This window comes from Ruegeria sp. BK1, assembly GCF_056535645.1.
This window is the reverse complement of record NZ_JBQFIS010000001.1, coordinates 1,535,577-1,555,168: the sequence shown is the minus strand read 5'-3', so window position 1 is coordinate 1,555,168 and position 19,592 is coordinate 1,535,577. Positions and strand designations below refer to the sequence as shown.

General features: G+C 60.1%; 18 protein-coding genes. 8 read left to right on the top strand and 10 right to left on the bottom strand.

Going from position 1 to position 19,592, the window contains the following annotated elements; all coding sequences use genetic code 11:
* The first annotated feature begins 4 nt into the window (after nt 1–4).
* Nucleotides 5–760, top strand: a complete 756-nt coding sequence (locus ACR3E7_RS07725) for a trypsin-like serine peptidase (protein ID WP_480502621.1) — start codon at nt 5–7, stop codon at nt 758–760.
* Between the two features lie 3 nt (nt 761–763).
* On the opposite strand, the gene ACR3E7_RS07720 is transcribed toward ACR3E7_RS07725, so the two are convergent.
* Nucleotides 764–1,978, bottom strand: a complete 1,215-nt coding sequence (locus ACR3E7_RS07720; protein WP_480502620.1) for a DegT/DnrJ/EryC1/StrS family aminotransferase — start codon at nt 1,976–1,978, stop codon at nt 764–766.
* Between the two features lie 184 nt (nt 1,979–2,162).
* Between ACR3E7_RS07720 and ACR3E7_RS07715 the strand changes: the two genes are divergently transcribed.
* The gene (locus tag ACR3E7_RS07715; RefSeq protein WP_480502619.1) at nt 2,163–3,152 is read left to right on the top strand and encodes a formylglycine-generating enzyme family protein; all 990 of its coding nucleotides are present in this window, start codon (nt 2,163–2,165) and stop codon (nt 3,150–3,152) included.
* 142 nt (nt 3,153–3,294) lie between these two features.
* On the opposite strand, the gene ACR3E7_RS07710 is transcribed toward ACR3E7_RS07715, so the two are convergent.
* The 6 genes from ACR3E7_RS07710 to ACR3E7_RS07685 all read right to left on the bottom strand — a co-directional run bounded on the left by ACR3E7_RS07710 (nt 3,295) and on the right by ACR3E7_RS07685 (nt 10,789).
* On the bottom strand, nt 3,295–4,599 hold the full coding sequence (locus tag ACR3E7_RS07710) for an NAD(P)/FAD-dependent oxidoreductase (protein WP_480502618.1): 1,305 nt from the start codon (nt 4,597–4,599) through the stop codon (nt 3,295–3,297).
* A 6-nt stretch (nt 4,600–4,605) separates the two neighbouring features.
* Nucleotides 4,606–5,964: a glutamine synthetase family protein gene (locus ACR3E7_RS07705; protein WP_170788882.1), complete on the bottom strand. Its 1,359-nt coding sequence runs from the start codon at nt 5,962–5,964 to the stop codon at nt 4,606–4,608.
* Entirely contained in the window at nt 5,964–6,644 is a 681-nt protein-coding gene (locus ACR3E7_RS07700; RefSeq protein ID WP_170788881.1) for a type 1 glutamine amidotransferase, read from the bottom strand. Before ACR3E7_RS07700 ends, ACR3E7_RS07705 begins: the two co-directional genes overlap by 1 nt.
* Nucleotides 6,645–6,703: 59 nt before the next feature.
* The gene (locus tag ACR3E7_RS07695) at nt 6,704–8,023 is read right to left on the bottom strand and encodes a glutamine synthetase family protein (RefSeq protein ID WP_480502889.1); all 1,320 of its coding nucleotides are present in this window, start codon (nt 8,021–8,023) and stop codon (nt 6,704–6,706) included.
* A gap of 111 nt (nt 8,024–8,134) precedes the next feature.
* Complete coding sequence (locus ACR3E7_RS07690; RefSeq protein ID WP_480502617.1) at nt 8,135–10,321, bottom strand: xanthine dehydrogenase family protein molybdopterin-binding subunit; 2,187 nt, start codon at nt 10,319–10,321, stop codon at nt 8,135–8,137.
* Between the two features lie 3 nt (nt 10,322–10,324).
* The gene (locus ACR3E7_RS07685) at nt 10,325–10,789 is read right to left on the bottom strand and encodes a (2Fe-2S)-binding protein (RefSeq protein WP_480502616.1); all 465 of its coding nucleotides are present in this window, start codon (nt 10,787–10,789) and stop codon (nt 10,325–10,327) included.
* A 142-nt stretch (nt 10,790–10,931) separates the two neighbouring features.
* Between ACR3E7_RS07685 and ACR3E7_RS07680 the strand changes: the two genes are divergently transcribed.
* The 6 genes from ACR3E7_RS07680 to ACR3E7_RS07655 all read left to right on the top strand — a co-directional run bounded on the left by ACR3E7_RS07680 (nt 10,932) and on the right by ACR3E7_RS07655 (nt 17,349).
* Complete coding sequence (locus ACR3E7_RS07680) at nt 10,932–11,534, top strand: TetR/AcrR family transcriptional regulator (RefSeq protein ID WP_170788878.1); 603 nt, start codon at nt 10,932–10,934, stop codon at nt 11,532–11,534.
* A 188-nt stretch (nt 11,535–11,722) separates the two neighbouring features.
* Nucleotides 11,723–13,780 carry an adenylate/guanylate cyclase domain-containing protein gene (locus ACR3E7_RS07675; RefSeq protein ID WP_480502615.1) on the top strand — a complete coding sequence of 686 codons (2,058 nt, stop codon included), beginning with the start codon at nt 11,723–11,725 and terminating at the stop codon, nt 13,778–13,780.
* A gap of 210 nt (nt 13,781–13,990) precedes the next feature.
* Nucleotides 13,991–14,941: a tRNA dihydrouridine(20/20a) synthase DusA gene (dusA, locus tag ACR3E7_RS07670; protein WP_480502888.1), complete on the top strand. Its 951-nt coding sequence runs from the start codon at nt 13,991–13,993 to the stop codon at nt 14,939–14,941.
* A 39-nt stretch (nt 14,942–14,980) separates the two neighbouring features.
* Nucleotides 14,981–15,805: a sulfite exporter TauE/SafE family protein gene (locus tag ACR3E7_RS07665; RefSeq protein WP_480502614.1), complete on the top strand. Its 825-nt coding sequence runs from the start codon at nt 14,981–14,983 to the stop codon at nt 15,803–15,805.
* Complete coding sequence (locus ACR3E7_RS07660) at nt 15,805–16,584, top strand: hypothetical protein (protein ID WP_480502613.1); 780 nt, start codon at nt 15,805–15,807, stop codon at nt 16,582–16,584. Before ACR3E7_RS07665 ends, ACR3E7_RS07660 begins: the two co-directional genes overlap by 1 nt.
* A gap of 36 nt (nt 16,585–16,620) precedes the next feature.
* Entirely contained in the window at nt 16,621–17,349 is a 729-nt protein-coding gene (locus ACR3E7_RS07655) for a SpoIIAA family protein (protein WP_480502612.1), read from the top strand.
* Between the two features lie 249 nt (nt 17,350–17,598).
* Here the strand turns inward: ACR3E7_RS07655 and ACR3E7_RS07650 are convergent, their stop codons facing one another.
* From ACR3E7_RS07650 to ccmI, 3 genes are read right to left on the bottom strand one after another with little or no spacing between them, the layout of a single operon-like run.
* Complete coding sequence (locus tag ACR3E7_RS07650) at nt 17,599–17,832, bottom strand: DUF1289 domain-containing protein (protein WP_480502611.1); 234 nt, start codon at nt 17,830–17,832, stop codon at nt 17,599–17,601.
* Nucleotides 17,833–17,847: 15 nt separating this feature from the next.
* Nucleotides 17,848–18,312 (bottom strand): Holliday junction resolvase RuvX, encoded by a 465-nt coding sequence (gene ruvX, locus ACR3E7_RS07645; RefSeq protein WP_170788873.1) that lies wholly within the window; start codon nt 18,310–18,312, stop codon nt 17,848–17,850.
* Nucleotides 18,309–19,529: a c-type cytochrome biogenesis protein CcmI gene (ccmI, locus tag ACR3E7_RS07640; RefSeq protein WP_480502610.1), complete on the bottom strand. Its 1,221-nt coding sequence runs from the start codon at nt 19,527–19,529 to the stop codon at nt 18,309–18,311. Before ccmI ends, ruvX begins: the two co-directional genes overlap by 4 nt.
* Between the last annotated feature and the right edge of the window lie 63 nt (nt 19,530–19,592).

Genomic DNA, 19,592 nt, shown 5'->3' with positions numbered 1-19,592 from the left:
TGCCATGCGCTGGGTGCTGACGGGCGTTGTGCTGTGTTGGGCAACGCTCGTTTATGCGCAAGGGCAGTTTTCTGAGCCGTGGTCGCCGATCTGCACGCTTGGGTCTGCTGCGGATGATGGTTGCGCAGATATCCGTGCCCGCGAAATACTGGATGCGGCTGAACCGCCATGGCGCGCAATCGGACGAGTCAATTTTGCCAGCAGGGCCCAGCGATCTCATTGCACCGGCGTTTTGGTCGCGGATGATCTGGTTCTGACCGCCGCGCATTGCCTTTACAATGCCGCGCGTCAGCGCTGGATCCCGCCATCCAGTATCCGCTTTGCTGCTGGGTATCAGCGAGGGGAGGCCTCCGCGGTCTCGACCGCCAAGCGCTATGTCCTGCCCGAAGGCCAAGGCACTGCATTCAATTACGGACCTGAACTGGATTGGGCGGTGCTTGAACTGGAGAACCCGATTGGCCGGACGTTGGGTTCTTTTCCTCTGACAGAGCAGGATATGTTGACCGGATCGGTCGCGGGTTATGCTGGGGTGCGGCCGCATGTCCTCAGCCGTGCGAACCCATGTCCGGTTGTTCGGCGGACTGATGCGCTGATGATCGCGCGTTGCCCTGTAATGATGGGGGATTCCGGCGCGCCCTTATTGATTGACACGCCATCGGGGCTGGCTGTGGCTGGTGTCTTATCGCGCGTCGCCGCAACCCCCGAAGGGATCGCGGCGCTGTTTGTGTCCAGTCAAGTTGTCTACGTACCCTCGCGCTGACGCTCAGGTGCCGAACGCCATCTCGGGGGCGGTGACCTCGCCGACTGAGGCCAGCAGAATGTCCGCGATCACGTCCAGCTCTTCCCGTGTCAGGCGGACGGGCAGGCGCACATCGCACGCTTTCATCAGCATCTCGCGTGTTTGGGGAAGATCGACCTGCTGGGGCAGAAACTGCCAGTTCCAGAAGGCGCGGGCGTTGTCCTCGCTCAGACCAAAAACCTGAACCTTGACGCCCCGCGCCTCGGATGCTGCGGCAAAGGCGCGGATATCATCATCGCTCAGGTTCACCAGGTTGAACTGGATCGAATCCGGTGCACGTTGTTCCGGCGCAAGCGGGGCAGGGACGTTGATATAAGGCGAGGTGTTCAATCGGTCGGCCACATAGTCGTGATTGGCCAGCCCGTCTTTGACGCGGCGCGCCAGCTCAGGGATCTGCGGCCGGATCACGGCGGCGCTGAGGTTGCTCATCCGCAAATTATACAGCGGCAATTGGTTCTGCCAGCGAGAAAAGGCTTGCTCCAATTCGGGCGAGTTGTCGCCATGCGGGGTTTTGTGTTTCTTCCAGTTATGCTCATACGCGCCCGACATAATCACCGCGCGGGCCACCAGGTCGGCGTCGTCCGTGATCAGGATACCACCTTCACCCGCGTTGATCATTTTGTAGGACTGGAATGAGAAACAGCCGACCTTGCCAATCGTGCCGATATTACGCCCATGCCAGGTGGTGCCCAGCGAATGGGCTGCGTCCTCGATCACGGGAATATCGCGCGCATCGCACAGCGCCATGATCGCGTCCATGTCGGAAGTATGACCGCGCATATGGCTGATGATGACGGCCTGAACGCTGTCCAGCTTGGCCTCGAAATCGGCCATGTCGATGCGATAATTCTCGCCCACTTCGCACAAAACCGGAATGCAATCCGCATGGACGACCGAGGACGGCACGGCCGCAAAGGTAAATCCGGGGATCAACACCCGCGCATCCCGCGGCAGGCCCAACGCCTTGAGCGACAGGAACAAGGCCGCCGAGCAGGACGATACCGCCAGCGCGTATTTCGACCCCAAGAGGGCCGCGAACTCACTTTCCAGTAGCGAAACCGGCGCATCCTGTGGCGCGGTATAGCGAAACAGGTCGCCCGATTGCATCAAGGCGTCGATGGCCTCGCGCGCAGCGGCAGGGATGGGTTCGGCGTCATGAACGTTAGGAGGAAGCGTCATATTTGATTTTCCCAAATTCTATCTTTGGAAAAGATAAAGCTAAAAGAACTTCAATCCAAGCCCCTACGTGACCATGCCGCGAAATTTCACCGAACTGTTGTATTTGAAGGCAATTGCATCCCGACCGCCGGATTGCGTCTTGCATCCGTAGGGGAACCCGGGTGGCAATGGGACAATCTAAACATTGCATTTCACGGTCCGGGTTGTTGCCATCATGCTTGCTAGACTTGCTTTTTCACTGTCCATTCTCGCTCTGCCAGCTCATGCGCAATACGTCCTGTCCGACGGAACCGAAGTCGCGCCGCTTGAGATGTTTCAGGAATGCGACGTCTGCCCCGAGATGGTTGCCTTGCCGCTTGGTGAATTTACGATGGGGGGTCCGATCGGTGACTCGATTGATGGGCTGGTCATGCTCGATGGCAAATTGGCCTTGGTCGAGGTCGGGCATCCGGCCATTGGTAAAGATGAACGTCCGCTACACCCCGTTGAAATAGATGTTCCTATCGCCATGGGGCGCAACGAAGTCACGTATGATCAATGGATGGCCTGTGTCCACGATGGCGGGTGCGGCGGTTATACTCCTGACAATGTGATCTTAAAACTCAATGATGAAGAAAAGCATGTCAGGATCCCTGTGTATGGTAACCATCCTGTCGTGAAGGTGTCCTATCTGGACGCGCAGACCTATGTCGAATGGCTAAACGAAAAGATAGGTGTCCAAGCTTATCGTTTGCCGACAGAGGCAGAGTGGGAATATGCGGCTCGAGCCGGGACGCAGACGCGTTTTGCGCAAGGGGATGAGCTTACGTCCGAGCAAGCGAACTTCTACGGCCTCGGAACGGAACGCCTAAGCGGTGTTCCCCGCCCAGATTTACTCTCTCGGATGCTGCCTGTTCCGGTGGATGAATTGGATGCGGCCAACGCATGGGGTGTGCGACATATGTCTGGGAATATCAATGAACAGACGCGGTCCTGCTACACCAGTGAATACGCTGGCTGGTCCACCTCAAGTGAGTGGTTACGCCAAAGCGACGTTGAGAGTTGCAAGCGCGTATATCGCGGAGGTGCATTCAATACGGGAATGGACGCAGTCCGAGTAGCGTCTCGAGGCTCGGGACCGGAAAATCATCGCAGCCAGTATTCCGGTTTTCGCATCGTTCGTCAAATGAACTGAATTTGCCGCGCTGGCCAAATTTTTTGAGTATTTCGCGAAACGGATACATCTTGGCACACTTACGGTGCCCATTACTTGTAGCGCCTGCCAAACAGAGTTGAGTGTACTTTGACGCGCAAAAATTCGAGTTTTGGTTTTGGGCTCACAATCCCAGCCGATCCCTTAGCGCAAACCACGTCATTGCCAGCACCAGCAGGGGGCTGCGCAGGGAGGGGCCTCCGGGGAAGGGCAGGGCGGGGACGCGCGCCATGGTGTCGAAGCCTTCGGCCTGTCCCTGAATGGCCAGCGCCATCAATTGCCCCGCATGGGTGGCAGTTCCGACCCCGTGACCAGAGTAGCCCGAGGCTGACAGGATATTGGGCGCAACCCGCGCCAGATACGGCATCCGCCGCATGGTGATCGCCAGCGTGCCGCCCCAGGCATAGTCGATTTTGACGTCGCGCAGATACGGGAAAATCTCGACCATCGGCTTGCGGACCTTGGCGGCGATATCCGCAGGGAAGCGGTAACCATAGCTTTCGCCGCCACCAAATAGCAGCCGGTTGTCGGCGCTGAGGCGGAAATAGTTCACCACGAATTTCGTATCGGCCACCGCTACGTCTCGGGTCAGAACACGGGCAGCATCTGTGCCTAAAGGCTCAGTCGCAGCGATGAAATTGTTGATCGGCATGACCCGCGCAGCGACCTTGCTGTTCAGGCCCCCCAGATATCCGTTGCAGGCCAGAATGACGTGATCGGCAGTGACCTTGCCCTGCGCGGTGTGGATGATAGCGGGCGAGGTTTCCTCGACCCCCGTCACCTCGGTGCTTTCATAAGTCCGCACGCCCGCCTTGGCTGCTGCCTGCGCCAGACCCAGCGCATAGTTCAACGGATGCAGATGCGCGGCACCCATGTCCAGATAGCCTCCGCGATAGGCGGGCGAGGGACACAGACCGTGGCCCGCGCCTTCGTCCAGCAGCTCCATCTGGTCATAGCCATAGCGGTCAGACAAGTGAGCCGCGTGATCGTGCAATTCCTGCTGTTCTCCGCTGGACAGGCCTAGAACGGCAACGCCCGGTTTCAGGTCGCAGTCGATCTGGTGTTTCGCAATCAGCGATTTGACCAGTGCCTTCGCATCCTCGGCAAGATCCCACAGCTTCACCGCATCGTCATCACCAACCAGCCGCTCAAGGTCTTCCTGATCCATCCGTTGTGCGCTGCCCAACTGACCGCCATTGCGGCCCGACGCACCGAAGCCCACGCGATGCGCCTCAAGCAGCACCACGCTGAACCCGGCCTCGGCCAGATGCAGCGCTGCGGACAGGCCAGTATAGCCGCCGCCGACCACGCAGACATCCGCCTTTTCATTGCCAGTCAGCGCGGGAAACCGGTCGATCGGATTGACCGTGGCCGCGTACCAGCTGGCTGGATATTCAGCCTTGCGGTCGTTGGAATAAAGCAGGTTCATCGCAGTTCAGACATTCATCAGCAGATGCTCACGCTCCCACGGAGAGATAACCTGCAGGAACTCTTCATACTCGGCGCGTTTGACGATGCCATAGACGCGGGCAAACTCGGGGCCTAGAACCTCATGCAAGGCGGTCGCTTCATCGAACAGGTCCAGAGCATTGCCCATGACCTGCGGGATATCGCCGTCGCCTTCGTAAGCGTCGCCATAGAACTGACGGCGCGGGCGTTCCTGTTGGACCAGGCCCAGATAGCCGCAGGCCAGCGACAGGGCGATGCCCAGATAGGGGTTGCAGTCCATCCCGGCGATGCGGTTTTCGACCCGGCGCGCCTCGGGCCCCGACAGCGGTACGCGGATGCCCGTGGTGCGGTTGTCGCGCGCCCATTCCAGATTGATCGGCGCGGCGTGATCTTTCACATAGCGGCGATAGGAATTCACATAGGGCGCCATCACCGCCAGACCCGAGGGCAGGTGGTTCTGCAACCCGGCGATGAAGTGATAGAATGCGTCCGTTTCGCCCCCTTGCGGGCCCGAGAAAATGTTCTGCCCGGTCTCCATGTCGATGATCGAATGATGGATATGCATGGCCGAACCCGGCTCATCCACGATCGGTTTCGCCATGAAAGTAGCAAAACAGTTGTGGCGCAACGCCGCCTCGCGGATCAGGCGTTTGAAATAGAACACCTCATCGGCCAGCTTCACGGGATTGCCGTGGCGCAGGTTGATCTCCAGCTGGCCCGCGCCGCCTTCCTGCGTAATGCCGTCAATCTCGAACCCTTGGTGTTCGGCGAAATCATAGATGTCGTCGATCACTGGTCCGAACTCGTCCACGGCTGTCATCGAGTACGCCTGCCGCGCCGCCGCCGGACGGCCCGAGCGGCCCATCATCGGCTTGATTTCCTGCGCGGGATCCACGTTGGGGGCAACCAGAAAGAACTCCATCTCTGGGGCGACGACCGGTTTCCAGCCCTTGTCGTGATACAGTTGCACCACGCGTTTCAGAACATTGCGCGGGCTGAATGGGATCGGGTTGTCATCGCGGTCGTAGGCATCGTGGATTACCTGCAGCGTCCAGTCGCCGGTCCACGGTGCGGCGGATGCGGTCGTAAAGTCCGGCTTCAGGATCATGTCCCGTTCGATGAACCCGTCCTCACCCGCGGCCTCACCCCAATCGCCGGTAATGGTCTGGTAAAAGATGCTGTCGGGCAGGTGGAAATAGGATTGCTTGGCAAATTTCGAGGCGGGTACCGCCTTGCCGCGCGCGATGCCGGGCAGGTCCGAGATGATGCATTCGACCTCATCCAATCGGTGGCCGTCGAAATAGCTGCGGGCTGCCTGCGGCAGTTGGTCTGTCCAGTCGGCCATCAGGCCCTCTCTTTCTTCAAAAACTCCGCCATGAATTGCCCGATCTTGGGGTTGTCGTCATTGGCAGGCAGGCGGTCAGTGGCCGCTTGCATCAATTCGTCAGGCACAAGGCCCTTGCCGCGTGTCTCAATCAGGCCCTGGATAAAACGGTCACCATATTCGGGGTGGGCCTGTACGGTCCAGATCGTGTCGCCATAAGCCACCATGGCGTTGCGACAGAAATCGTTGGTGCCGGTGACACGCGCGCCGTCGGGTAGGGCGACGACCTGATCCTGATGCCACGCATTCAGCGTAACTGTCTGGCCATCAAGGTCATAGTCGGTGCGCCCAACGGCCCAGCCTCCGGTGAACTTTTCAACCTTTCCGCCCAGCGCCTGTGCGATGATCTGGTGGCCAAAGCAGACGCCAATCAGCGGCTGGCCTTTGTCGCGGATCGCGCGGATCAGATTTTCCAGCGGGGGTATCCACGCGTGATCCTCATACGCTCCATGGCGCGAGCCGGTGATGACCCAGCCCTCAGCCGCATCCGTGCTGGCGGGAAACTCTCCATCAACGACGTTGTAGGTTTCGAACGTGAACCCGTTCCCCCCAAGCAAGGCACGGAACATGCCGTCATAGGTGCCGAACTCACCGTACAGTTCGTCCGGGGGGTGGCCGGTTACAAGGATGCCGATTTTCATGAGTCACCAAATTTGATCAAATTCATTCTAACGAACCCAAAGGGGCCGGGCAAGGGGGGTCAGACGGCCTCGACGTAGCTTAGCCAGTGCTCTTCGGGGGGACGCTCGGCGAAGCGTCGGACTTCCTGCCGTTTGGTCATCGCCAGAAAGCGGATCAAATCAGCAGGGAAGATGCGCGCCACTTTGGGGTCGGATTCGAAGGTAGTGATCGCGGCCTCCCAATCGCCCGCCAGTTGGGGCAGGCCACCGATTTCATAGGCGTTGCCGGTGATCGGGGCGGGCGGCTGAGCTGCGTCCTCGATCCCGTTCATCGCGGCACCCAGAACGGCGGCCAGCATCAGGTAGGGGTTGATGTCGCCACCTGCCACGCGATGTTCAATCCGGCGGGCGGCAGGGGCACCGCCGGGAATGCGCAGGGCAGCGGTGCGGTTCTCGTAAGCCCAACTTGCACCGGTGGGCGCGTGGGCACCGGGCACGAGCCGGGTGTAGGAATTGCCGTGCGGCGCAAAGATCAGCGTGCTACCGGGCATCGCCGCCAGACACCCTGCAACTGCGTGGCGCAGCGTGTCCGTCCCCTCGGGGCCGCCATTGTCAAAGACGTTCCGACCGGCCTGATCCACGACCGAGAAATGCACATGCATCCCGTTGCCCGCATCATCAGCATAGGGTTTGGACATGAACGTTGCGGTAAACCCGTGCTTGCGGGCAAGTCCGCGCGTCAATACCTTGAAAAGCAATGTATCGTCGGCGCAACGCATCGCATCCTGATGGTTCAGGTTAATTTCGAACTGGCCGATGCCGCTTTCGGAAATGGCGGTCTGGGCGGGGATGCCCATCGCGGCGCAGCCATCGTAAAGCTCGGTGAAAAAGGCATCGAACGCGTCCATCTCGGCCATGGACAGAACAGCCTCATCCACCAGCCTGCGCCCGGTAATGGGGTTCATCGGCGGTTGTGGCTGCGCGCCCGAGGAATCGAGCAGAGTGAATTCCAGCTCGGTCGCCGCGATTACCGACCAGCCGCGCTGGGTATAACGGTCCAGCACAGCGCCAAGCGCGTGGCGGGGGTCTCCGGCGAAGGGGGTGCCGTGGTCGTCGTACAGACACATGGGCACCAGTGCGGTGTCCACCTCAAGCCAAGGCATTGGGACCGCGCCGCGATCGGTAGGCAGCAGCACACCATCGGCATCACCGGATTCAAACACCAGCGGACTGCCGTCAATATCCGCGCCCCACAGATCCACATTCAGCGCCGAGAACGGCATCCGCACGGAGCCTTTGTCCAGCTTGTCGGAATACGAGGGCGGCACGCGTTTGCCCCGCAACTGACCGTTCAGGTCACAGGCTGCAACGCGAAAACTGTGCAAGGCGCTCAGGTCCATCGGGGGCTCCATCATTGTGGTTCTCCCGAGGTTTAGTCGACACGGCGCGCCTTGTCACGAAATTTGATCAAATTAAGCCCGCGCCGGGTTCAGGCGGCGCGGGGCAGGGGGTCAGGCGAAGCTGACACCGTTTTCAGCCATCGGATGCTCGGCCACCAGAACGCCTGACATCGCGTGGATCGCATTTGCCAGCGCCGGTGCGGACGGGGGCGTTCCGGGTTCGCCCACGCCAGTCGGCGCCTCGGCGGACGGCACGATATGCACGTCGATGGCGGCGATATCACTGATGCGCAGCGGCTCGTAATCCGGGAAGTTGGACTGATCGACCGCCCCGCTTGTCAGCGTGATCTGGTCGCGCATCACATGGCCGATGCCATAGCCTATGCCGCCTTCCATCTGCGCTTTGACCACGTCGGGGTTCACCGCGATGCCGCAATCCACGGCACAGGTGACCTTTTCGATCTTGATGCCGATTTCCGGATCGCCCGAGATTTCAACGACTTCAGCCGCATAAGACCCAAAGGATTTATGCACCGCTATCCCCTGAGAGCGCCCCGCGGGTACGTTGCCCCAACCCGCCTTTTCGACCGCCAGTTTCAGAACGGCGGCCTTACGTTGTTGATCGGGGTTTGTGCTGTCGGAGAGGTGGGCCAGACGGAATTCAACCGGGTCACGACCTGCGGCTTCGGCCACTAGGTCCATCATGGTTTCCATCGCATAGGCTGTATGGGTATGACCCACCGAGCGCCACCACAAAACCGTTGTCGCCTTGGGTGTGTCGGTCAGGCCAACGGCCATTCCAGGGATGGCATATGGGCTGTCAGCCACACCTTCGACCGAGCTGTGATCGACGCCGTCATGCACCAGAACGGCCTCGAACGCGGTGCCTTTTATCACCGATTGCCCGGCGATCTGATGTTGCCAGCCAACGATATTACCGTCCGTATCCAGACCCACACGGACTTTATGGCCAAAGGCGGGGCGATAGTAACCGCTGCGAATGTCATCCTCCCGCGTCCAGACCAGTTTCACTGGGCGCGAGCGATCGGTGACCACAAAGGCCAGCGCGGCTTCGACCTGATAGTCCGCATCGGGCGTGGCGCGACGGCCAAAGGAACCACCAGCCAGCATAGTCTTGATGTGGATCTTCTCGGGTGGCAGCTGGAATATCTGCTGATAGGCCATATGAGGGCCCGTCGGCATCTGTGCGCCGTCATGCAGGACGATGTCACCCTCAGCAGTTTGTTCGATGGTGCAGTTCAACGGCTCCATCGGTGCGTGGGCCAGCAGTGGGAAGTAGAAGGTCTTTTCGACCACCTTATCCGCGCCGTCGATGGCTGCCGAAACCGTTCCAACATCCGCCTTGTTCACGTTGTAGGTGGGTTCAGCATCCAGCGCGGCCATGATCTCGGACCTGATTTGATCCGAGTCGCGGGTCTCGGCCCCCGACATGTCCCAGTCGACCTCAAGCGCGTCGCGCGCCTGGATCGCGGCCCAAGTGTTTTCGGCATAGACCGCAACACCCGCCTGATTGGGCAGAACAGCGGCGCTGATATAGCCTTTGACCTCTTTCGATGCGCTGTCGTCGAAGCCAAGTGCGACACCGCCCTTGGATTCCGGACGCTTGATCATCGCGACCATCTGGTTCGGCAGATGCACATCCATCGCATACATCGCCTGACCGTTGCCTTTGATGGCCGAGTCCTTGCGACGCACGGCTGCGTTGCCGATCAGGCGGAATTCTGACGGGTCTTTCAGGCGTGGCTCGGCCGGCGCTTCTAGCTGAGCAGCGGCTGCCACGAACTCCGCAATCGGAGCGGACTTGTCACCGGCCTTGACGATGCCTTCTTCGATGGTAATGCCCGACGCATCCACGCCCCAGCTTTGGGCGGCGGCGTTGATCAGCATCTCGCGTGCGGCAGCGCCTGCCTGACGATATTGCAGCCAGGAATTCGCCATCGCGGTAGATCCGCCCGTGCCCTGGAAGGGACCGAACAGAAGGTTGTTATAGACATTCGGGTCCGACGGCGCGAATTCATATTCGATCTGATCCATGGTCAGGCCGATTTCCTCGGCGATCAGCGTCGGCAGGCCGGTGGCCGGGCCCTGACCCTTTTCAAAATGCTTTACGATGGCGGTCACGGTGCCATCCGCGTCAATTTTCACGAAGGGATTTAACTGCGCGGACTCGGACGAAGCCGCCGCCAATACGCCATCGGGGCGGGCACCGACCAGCAGCACGGCACCGGCAGCAGCGGCACCTTTCAGAAATGCACGGCGAGAGGTGTTGATGGTCATAGATCAGGCCTCCAGAATCTCGGATGCGCGCTGGACGCCGGCGCGGATGCGTTGATAGGTGGCGCAGCGACAGGCGTTGCCATACATGTACTCGTCAATTTCCTCGACCGAGGGCTTTGGGTTCTCGGACAGCAACCCGACAGCCGACATCACCTGACCCGACTGGCAATAGCCGCACTGGACCACGTCCAGCTCGACCCAGGCCTGCTGGACTGCGGCGCCGATTTTGTCGTCGCCCACGGCCTCAATCGTCGTGACCTCAGCATCTTCGACGTCTTCGATGTAGGTCTGGCACGAGCGCACGGGCTCGCCATTCAGATGCACGGTGCACGCACCGCAGGACGCGACGCCGCAGCCGAATTTGGTTCCGGTCAGCTTCAATTCATCCCGGATCACCCACAGAAGGGGCGTGCCGGGTTCGGCGTCGACCGTGTGGGTCTGGCCGTTCAGTTTCAAGGTCAGTGACATGAGGGGAGATACTCCATGTTGGGCTGGCTACCTGAATCGGTAAACTTGCGAGTTTACCATAGGTGACGTTCCAATCTCTGTAAACCCATGCGTTTACCTAGTGTTTGACCTTGCTCTGTCAATGGGCTTATAGCTTGCAGATATGAACGACATAAGCGCGCCGAATGCGGCCAAACACGCTCAGATCATCGAAGCTGCCGTCGCCGAGTTCCAGGAAAAGGGGTTCGCGGCGGCCAGTATGGACCGTGTGTCTGCTCGCGCCGAAGTGTCCAAGCGCACATTGTACAAGTATTTCGAAAGCAAGGAAAATTTGTTCCGGTCCATCGTGGTGGAGCTGTCGAACCGGTTCGCCGGTGTGCTGGATATCCGCTATGAAAAGGGCCGCGATATCCGCGAGCAACTGACTGAACTGGCTTGGGCCGAAGGGCGTATTCTGATGCTGCCCGAGGTGATGGCAATGTCGCGTATGGTGATCAGCGAAGTTTTGCGCAGCCCCGAACTTGCGGCGGCAGCGCAGGGCAAACTGGACAAGACCTCGGTGTTCATTCGGATGTTACGGGACGCGGCAGAGGACGGCCAGTTGCAAATCGACGACCCCGACGCCGCAGGTCAGGAGTTCATCGGATTGATCAAGGCGCGGGCGTTCTGGCCGATGGTGTTCACCGGCAGTGTCCTGAGCGAGGCCGAAATGACCGACACGATCAACAGCAGCGTTGAGATGATCCTGAGCCGCTATGGCCAGTGATCCACAGCGCGGTTGCGGCGTGGCAATCCTGCGCGGGTGTTTCTACCTCTGCTTGCAGGTTTGCCGATGACGCGTGATGACGCATCTTTAACACTTGCGTGAGATTTTCGCGCAAAATCAAAGTAAGCTTTGCTTCTTTTCCGTTCTGAACGGAATACTGTGTCAAACGTTACTTTTTCGGAGCGTTCATGCGACTTAGCGTCGGCATCGCTGTCTCAATCCTGGTTGCCTTCTCGATCGGCGTCTCGACGTTTGTGGTCCATTCCTTGTGGTGGACGACGGCGCGCGATAACAGCCGCATGCTGGCTGCAGAAATCAACACGCAGATCGCCAATACCGTGCGCACCGAGGTGGGAGCGACGCTGGGCTCGGCCGAGGCCGCCTGGGCCGCGGTACGTACGATCTTTGTGCAAAACGTTATTGAGACCCGTCAGGCCGATAAGCGCGAATTCGTGTTTCTGTCGCAATTGCAGGCACAGCCCAACATCTCGTGGATTTTCTTTGGCTGGCCGGACGGCAATTTCTTTGCCTCGCATCGTCTGGGTGATGGTGGGCTTGAGATGGTCGAAATTGACGACCAAATCCACGACCGCATGTTGCGCAAGGACCAGTATATTTTCATCCCCGGCGACATTCAGTTTGAGGCGCGCACCTTTTCGGAGACCACTTATGACCCCCGTGACCACGCGTGGTTTGGGAATTTCATGGGTCTGAACTCTCAGGGGTGGATCGAAGCACGTGATTTGCCGGGCAGCAACAAAACCGTTTACGCGTTTGCTGGACCTGTCGATGTGAACCGCAGACGCGAAGGTGTCTTGGCCGTCGCGATCGAAACGGACCGGCTTTCGCGCTTTCTGGCCACTTTGAACCCCGGTGAATTCGGGGCGGCCTTTATTCTGGATGCGGATGGCAAGGTCATTGCGGTTCCTGATCAAGAAGCGGATGAGGTGACGCCTGCGCGGATGGGCGAAGGCGAACTTTACGAAGTTGCCATGATCTCGGGCGAACAGCTTTTAGGCGGCTCCAAGGCCAAAGCGGCGGGCAGCCAGAACCAGAGGGTGGTGATCGACGGGGTTCCCTACGCGGTCGCACTGACCCCGCTGGGGTTTTATGGCTGGCGGGTGGCCACGGTGATCCCGGAATCTGCGTTCTTGTCGGGGATCGACAAGACGCTGATCAACCTGCTGTATATTCTTATCGTCGTGGTGACTTTGGCCATCGGGTCGACGATCTGGCTGGCGCGCAGCATTGTGGCCAAACCGCTGGCGCGCATCGCCGAAGACCTAAACAAAATCGAACGATTTGACGTCGAAGAAATCTCGCGCAGGCCCTCGAAGCTGTCCGAACTGGCCAATCTGTCTGCTGCAACTGCGAGCATGGCGGCCGGTTTGTCGGCTTTTCGCAAATATGTCCCGACCGATCTGGTGCGCATGCTGGTTGCCGAGGGCATCAAATCGCAACCGGGCGGGGACATCAAACGGATCTCAGTCCTGTTTTGCGATGTGACCGGCTTCACTGGGCTGTCCGAAAAGCTGGGTCCGCGCATCGTACAATTGATGGAGCCGTTTTTCAGCGCGGCATCTACCGCGATTACTCGCCATGACGGCACCATCGACAAGTTCATGGGGGATGCGGTAATGGCGTTCTGGGGCGCTCCGCGTACCGATGCCGATCACGCCGAAAATGCTTGCCGCGCCGCGTTGGACCTGATCGCCGCTGTCGATGAGGCCGGTATCGTGGACGACGCTGGGCACCCCCTGCGTGTGCGCATCGGTTTGAACAGCGGTGAAGCTCTGGTAGGCAATATCGGTTCGGAACAGCGGCTCAACTATACGGCCATCGGTGATGTGGTGAATGTTGCCAGCCGATTGGAAGGGGCGAACCGGTCTTTTGGCACTTTGATCCTGATCGGCCCCGAAACGCGGCACGAGGCGGGCGATGCGATTGTCGTGCGAGAACTGGACACACTGACCCTCTTTGGGCGGGATCAGGAGCTGGTGGTCTATGAACTGATCGGCATGCGCGATGGGCGCGACGCCTCTGACGACTGGATTGTGGCCTACGAACAGGGGCTGGCACATTACCGCTCCAAACGGTTCGAGCAGGCGATTGCAGCGTTTGAGGCGGCAGACCAACTGCGTGGCGGCGACCCCGCGTCGGTGGTTATGAAAACCCGCGCCCATGAGTTGCTGAGCGCTCCTCTGCCCAAGGGGTGGCGCGCTGTGACCCATACGGAAAAGAACTGACGCGACTTTCGCCCTGTTGACCCGCTTTGATCGAATGCCGCCGTGTTTCGTCGCCTGCTGCTGTTCGTTTCGAGTGTATGTGATAAACGGTGCCGCACTCGAATCGGCAATTCGGCACCAGATGACATGTAAAGGTGCCTTTCTTGAGCGTGTAAGGCGAACCCGGTGACGAACGAAATACGAAATGCAGCGCGCCTGAGCGTGGCCCCCATGATGGATTGGACAGACCGCCATTGCCGGTATCTGCACCGTCTGCTGAGCTCCGAGACCCTGCTTTACACCGAGATGGTCACGGCCCCCGCTCTGGTACGCGGCGGGGCGCTGCATCTGTTGGATCATAGCCCGCGGGAACATCCCGTGGCGTTGCAACTGGGTGGGTCGGACCCCGCCGAACTGGCGAAAGCCGCGCGTCTGGGGGGCGAGGTCGGGTACGATGAGATCAATCTGAACTGCGGCTGCCCGTCGGACCGCGTGCAATCGGGCACATTCGGCGCGGTGCTGATGAAAGACCCGGCCCGCGTGGCCGAATGCGTGGCCGCGATGCGCGAGGCGGTCGATGTCGAGGTCACGGTCAAATGCCGGATCGGCGTTGATGATCAAGACCCGGAGCAGGTTCTGCCCGCCTTTCTTCAGGCCATACGCGCGGCAGGGTGCGAACGCGTCACCATTCATGCGCGCAAGGCGTGGCTGCAGGGGCTCAGCCCCAAGGAAAACCGCGATATCCCGCCGCTCGATTATGATTTGGTGCACCGGATGAAGACGCAGTTCAGCGATATGCATGTGTCGATCAATGGCGGCATCATCTCGCTGAAACAGGCGCAAGAGCATCTGGATCAAGGGCTGGATGGTGTCATGATCGGCCGAGCTGCCTATCACCAGCCCGCCGATATTCTGGCAGAGGCGGACCCGCTGATCTACGGAGTCGGGCAGGCCGCCGATCCGATCGATGTGGTCAAAAAAATCGTGCCATATGTCGAGCAGCACCTTGCCGCGGGGGGGCGTTTGCATCAGATCACCCGCCATATGCTGGGTCTGTTCGCTGGGCGTCCCGGCGCGCGTGCCTGGCGACGGGCCTTGTCCGAAGGGGCCGTGCAGGACGGGGCAGGGCCTGAGGTCATGTTGCAGGCGCTCGACCGCGTTGCGCCTTTGACTGACGCGTGAGAATTCAAAACGCGGCCTTTGGGTCGGGATGGGGGAAGGATGCCAGAGACGATGTTGCTGGTTCAGATGCTGGCACTTTTGCTTGTGATCGGAGCGTTCGCGGGCGTGTTGGCCGGATTGCTGGGTGTTGGCGGTGGGATCGTTCTGGTTCCGGCCTTTTTCTATGCGTTTCAAACGCTTGGTTATGGCGGTCCGCAACTGATGCAGCTGTGTCTTGCAACTTCGCTGGCCACAATCATTGTCACGTCAATCCGCTCGGTTCTGGCCCATAACAAGAAAGGTGCGGTGGATTGGTCGATCCTGCAAAGCTGGGGGCCGGGCATCGCGCTGGGCGCAATCCTCGGCGTGATGGTGGCGTCGGCCCTGCGAACCGAGGCATTGCAGGCGCTGTTCGGCGTACTTGGGATGGTAATAGGGGCCTATTTGGGGTTGGGCAAGTCGGAATGGCGGCTAGGTGACGCGATGCCCAAGGGCGTGCGGCGTGCGGTCCTGTCTCCGGGCGTTGGGTTCCTGTCGGTCCTGATGGGCATCGGAGGGGGCAGTTTCGGCGTGCCGCTTATGAGCCTGTTCAACACGCCAATTCACCGTGCGGTCGCGACGGCTGCCGGGTTTGGTGTAATCATCGCCGTGCCGTCGGTCATCGGCTTTCTGTTTCTGGGCATCGCGCCCGAACACCGCCCGCCGCTGACCATCGGCGCGGTCAATCTGGTTGCTTTCGCCATCGTGGTCGCAATGACCATGATTACGGCGCCTTGGGGCGTAAAACTGGCCCATGCGATGGACCCGAAACCACTCAAAAGGGTCTTTGCGGTCTTTCTGACATTGGTCGCGCTGAACATGCTGCGCAAGGCGGTGGGGCTTTGATGGATTTCCACGAGAGGGGCTGGGTGAAGTTTCCGTATGATCCGGTTTTGGCTGACTGGGTGCGGCACGCTTTACCACAGGCGCGCGCCTCGGTGGCGGATCCGGCCCATGCCCAATGGGTGGATTGCGAGGGCACTTGGTTCATCGGCGTCGATGCGCTGGACAATGATGCGCAGGGACGGGTCGGGCAGTCGGATATCCTGTCCGGGCAGGCCATGAGATTTATTGTCGAACAGTACGGAACGCTGCCGCTGCACAAAGGTCAGGTCTCGATAATCTATCCCGGCTATCCCAAACCGCGCCGGGGCGAGAATGAGGCCGCAGCGCGGTATCGACGCAATCGGGATGCGGCGCATGTGGATGGTCTGCGCCCGACGGGACCGGACCGCCGCCGCCGCGTGGATGAGCCGCACGCGTGGATATTGGGAATACCGCTGACCGATGCCAGTGCTGATGCCTCACCCATGGTTCTGTGGGAGGGCAGCCACAAAATCCTGCGCACCGCTTTTGCAGAAGGGCTGATGGATCACCCCCGCGACAGGCTGCACGAGGTGGATATCACCGACATCTACCAAACCGCCCGACGGGAGGTGTTCAACACCTGCCCGCGTATCGAACTGCCTGCCAAACCTGGCGAGGCGTATTTGCTGCATCGCCACTGCCTGCACGGGGTCGCGCCGTGGCCGGATGGTGCAAATGCCGGGCCGGACGGTCGGATGATTGCCTATTTCCGCCCCGAATGCGTAGGGGGTGTGGCCGAGTGGATCGAATCTCCGTAGCCTGCCGCCATTGTTTTGGTTTGGAGGTTTAGGGGTATGATTACGGTTCACACAAGTTCGGACGGAGCTCAGATCGAAGTCGAGCTGTCCGGCGAAGTCACCAGCACCGATTACAGCGAAACGCTTGTTCCAGCGATCGAAGCGGCGCTGGCAGAGCATGAGACCGTGCGCCTGATGGCCGTCGTTCAGCCCGAGTTCAAGGGCTATAACCTGGGGGCGGCGTGGTCGGATACCAAGCTGGGTCTCAGCCATTGGCGCGGCTTTGATCGGATCGCCGTGGTGGCTGATCAGGGGTGGGTGCAGACCAGCACTCGTCTGGCCGCGCCGATCATGCCCTGTCCAATGCAGGTTTTCGAACTGGCCGATATCGAAGAGGCGCGGCGGTGGCTGCGCGAATCCCTGGGCTCGATCCATGTGACCGATTTGGGCGGACCCTGTGTTCAGATCAGCCTGTTGGGCAAGCTGGACCCCGACGAATACCAAAAGGCCGGGGCGCATCTGGACGATCTGCTGCGCGACAAGATCGGGTTTCGTCTGCTGATCGACCTCAGCGCTTTTGACGGCTGGCGGGGCCTTACGGCTTTAGCTGCGCATTTCCGACTGGCAAGCGGCCATATCGGACGGCTGGATCGCGCGGCTATCGTGGGCGACAAGGCGTGGCAACATCTGGCGCAACGCGTCGCAAGCCATGTGCTGGGTGCGCGTACCCAGTTTTTCCCGGCAGAAGAGATAGATAACGCAAAGACCTGGCTTGCCGCTGGCTAGTGTCAGGATCGGCGGATTGACGCCAAGTCAGCCCATTTGGCGACATGTTGTTCTTGATTGACCAGTCAGAAAAAATCTAGTGTCCCAATGTTTGCCCCGTCGACCACGCGGGGCAACAAAAATGCCGAAACGCGCCGTTGTGGGTTGCCACTCACTCACAAAATGTCTTCGAACTTGACCCCCTCGGAGTTCAGACCAACCTGCAACGGCGCAGGCGCGGCACAGGGGTCGGGAACCGGGGAGGTAGGGTCAGGATTTGTTCAGACGCGCCGACCGTCCGCCCCGCCGTTTTGCAAGCTGCGGCTTGCGGTCGGGCAAGGAATCCATGATCTCGGCACGTTCGGAACTGTCCATCTTGGACCAGCGCGAGATCTCGTCGATGGTGCGATAGCAGCCGGTGCAGATCCGCTCTGTCGGGTGCACGACGCAAATCTGGACACAAGGGCTTTCGACCTCATTCCGTTTCCAGACCATGTTTGTCATAGGCGTCATCCGTCCTTACAGAAAGCGCAGCCTGTCCAGCGCTCCTTGCAAGATATAACCGGCGGCGACGTGATCAATAACCTGTCCGCGACGTTTTCGTGTCGTATCCGCCTCAAGCAGTGCTTTTTCTGCCGCAACAGTGCTGAGGCGTTCGTCCCAGAACCCGATGGGGACATCGGTCAGACGCATCATATTGCGGGCAAAAGCGCGGGTCGACTGGCACCGGGGGCCTTCGGATCCGTCCATGTTTTTTGGCAGGCCCAGAATAACTCCGCCAATTTCACGTTCTGCAATCAGCTCTAGCAGGCGTGCGGAATCGAGCGTGAATTTCTTACGTCGAACAGTCTCCAGAGGGCTGGCCACGCCGCGCATCCGGTCCGAGACCGCGACCCCAATGGTCTTTTCCCCCAGATCCAGCCCCATCAGCGCCGTCATTGGTGCAAGAGCCGATGCGAAATCTTCAAACGCGTCGTGGATCATTGCGCGATCCCGGCCTGAAACGCGGCTGCGTCAAGCAGTTCCAGCGCCTCGGTATCGCCTGCAAAGATGTCCACGGCTTCTTTCATGATATCAATCGCGCGCTGGCCTTCACCCAGAACCCCCAAAGCGGCAATAAGCTGCGCCCAATCCTCGACCGGACCGCCTTCGGTGGCCAGACGATCTGACAGCTGGTTGACCATGCCTTGGATCATTTCTTGCCGTTCCTCTGGCGTCAAAGCCGCGGCGGCGTCGATGTCTTCACGGCTAGGGCCGGACGGTGCCGGGATATTTGGCGGGTTAAACACGCCTGCCCGGAAAGCCAGATCGTCAAGCTGGGCGTAGATGGCCTCGACCCAAGGCGCGCCGGGTGGGGCGACGCGCAGAGCGTCGATCCAGATGCGATAGCCGATGTCAGGACGTCCGACCTGAACCATCATTTGCCCCAGATAGTAGTTTGCAGGGCCATGACGCGGATCACGCTGCAATGCCTGCTTCAACGCCTCTTCCGCCTCAGGCGAGACATAGCCATTGGCCGACAGGATCATCATCTCGGCCAGATGCGAATAGGCATCCGCCGGAGCGGCGTCACCGGAAAGTTCGATCACCCGCTGCTGCGCGGCGTAGGCAGCCCGGAAATTCCCTGCGTTTGCCTCATGTTGCGCCAGCAGGATATGGCCTTGCAGGTCGTCGGGGCGTGTCGAGACTGTTTCACGCAATTGCTCCAGTAGGGCAGCGTAGCTTTCGTCCAGTTGCGGCTGTGGAGCGGCGGGTAGGTCGGCCTCGACCTGAGCCTGGCTGGGGCGGTCGGCCCGTAAGGCTTCGGCCATCTCCTTGCGCAGCTCCAGTGGCTGATCCGGTAGTCCGGCCGCGCCCATCTGGCGATACATCCAGAATCCGCCGCCTACTAAAACGGCAGCAACGACCGAGATTGCGACGACATTGGCCCAGAGCGGCGGTCCATCCTGATCCGTTTGCGCCTGCATCTGCGCGTCGGCGGCCAGAATGCGGCGCGAGATTTCGGTTCGCACACGTTCTGCGTCCGCTTCGCTGACGACGCCCCGCGCCAGATCGCGATCAACACCTGCCAGTTGCTCGCGATACACACGCAGGTCGTAGGCTGCGGCGGGTTCACGGTTTTTACGCCCCCTGAACATCGCATAGCCAAGGAACGCGGCAATCAGCAGCGCGGTGAGGATCAAGAGGGCCCAGAAAGTCATGACAGCTCCAGTATAGCTGCCCTGACTTAGACCTGCAGGCGCGTAGAAAAAAGGGACAAATGG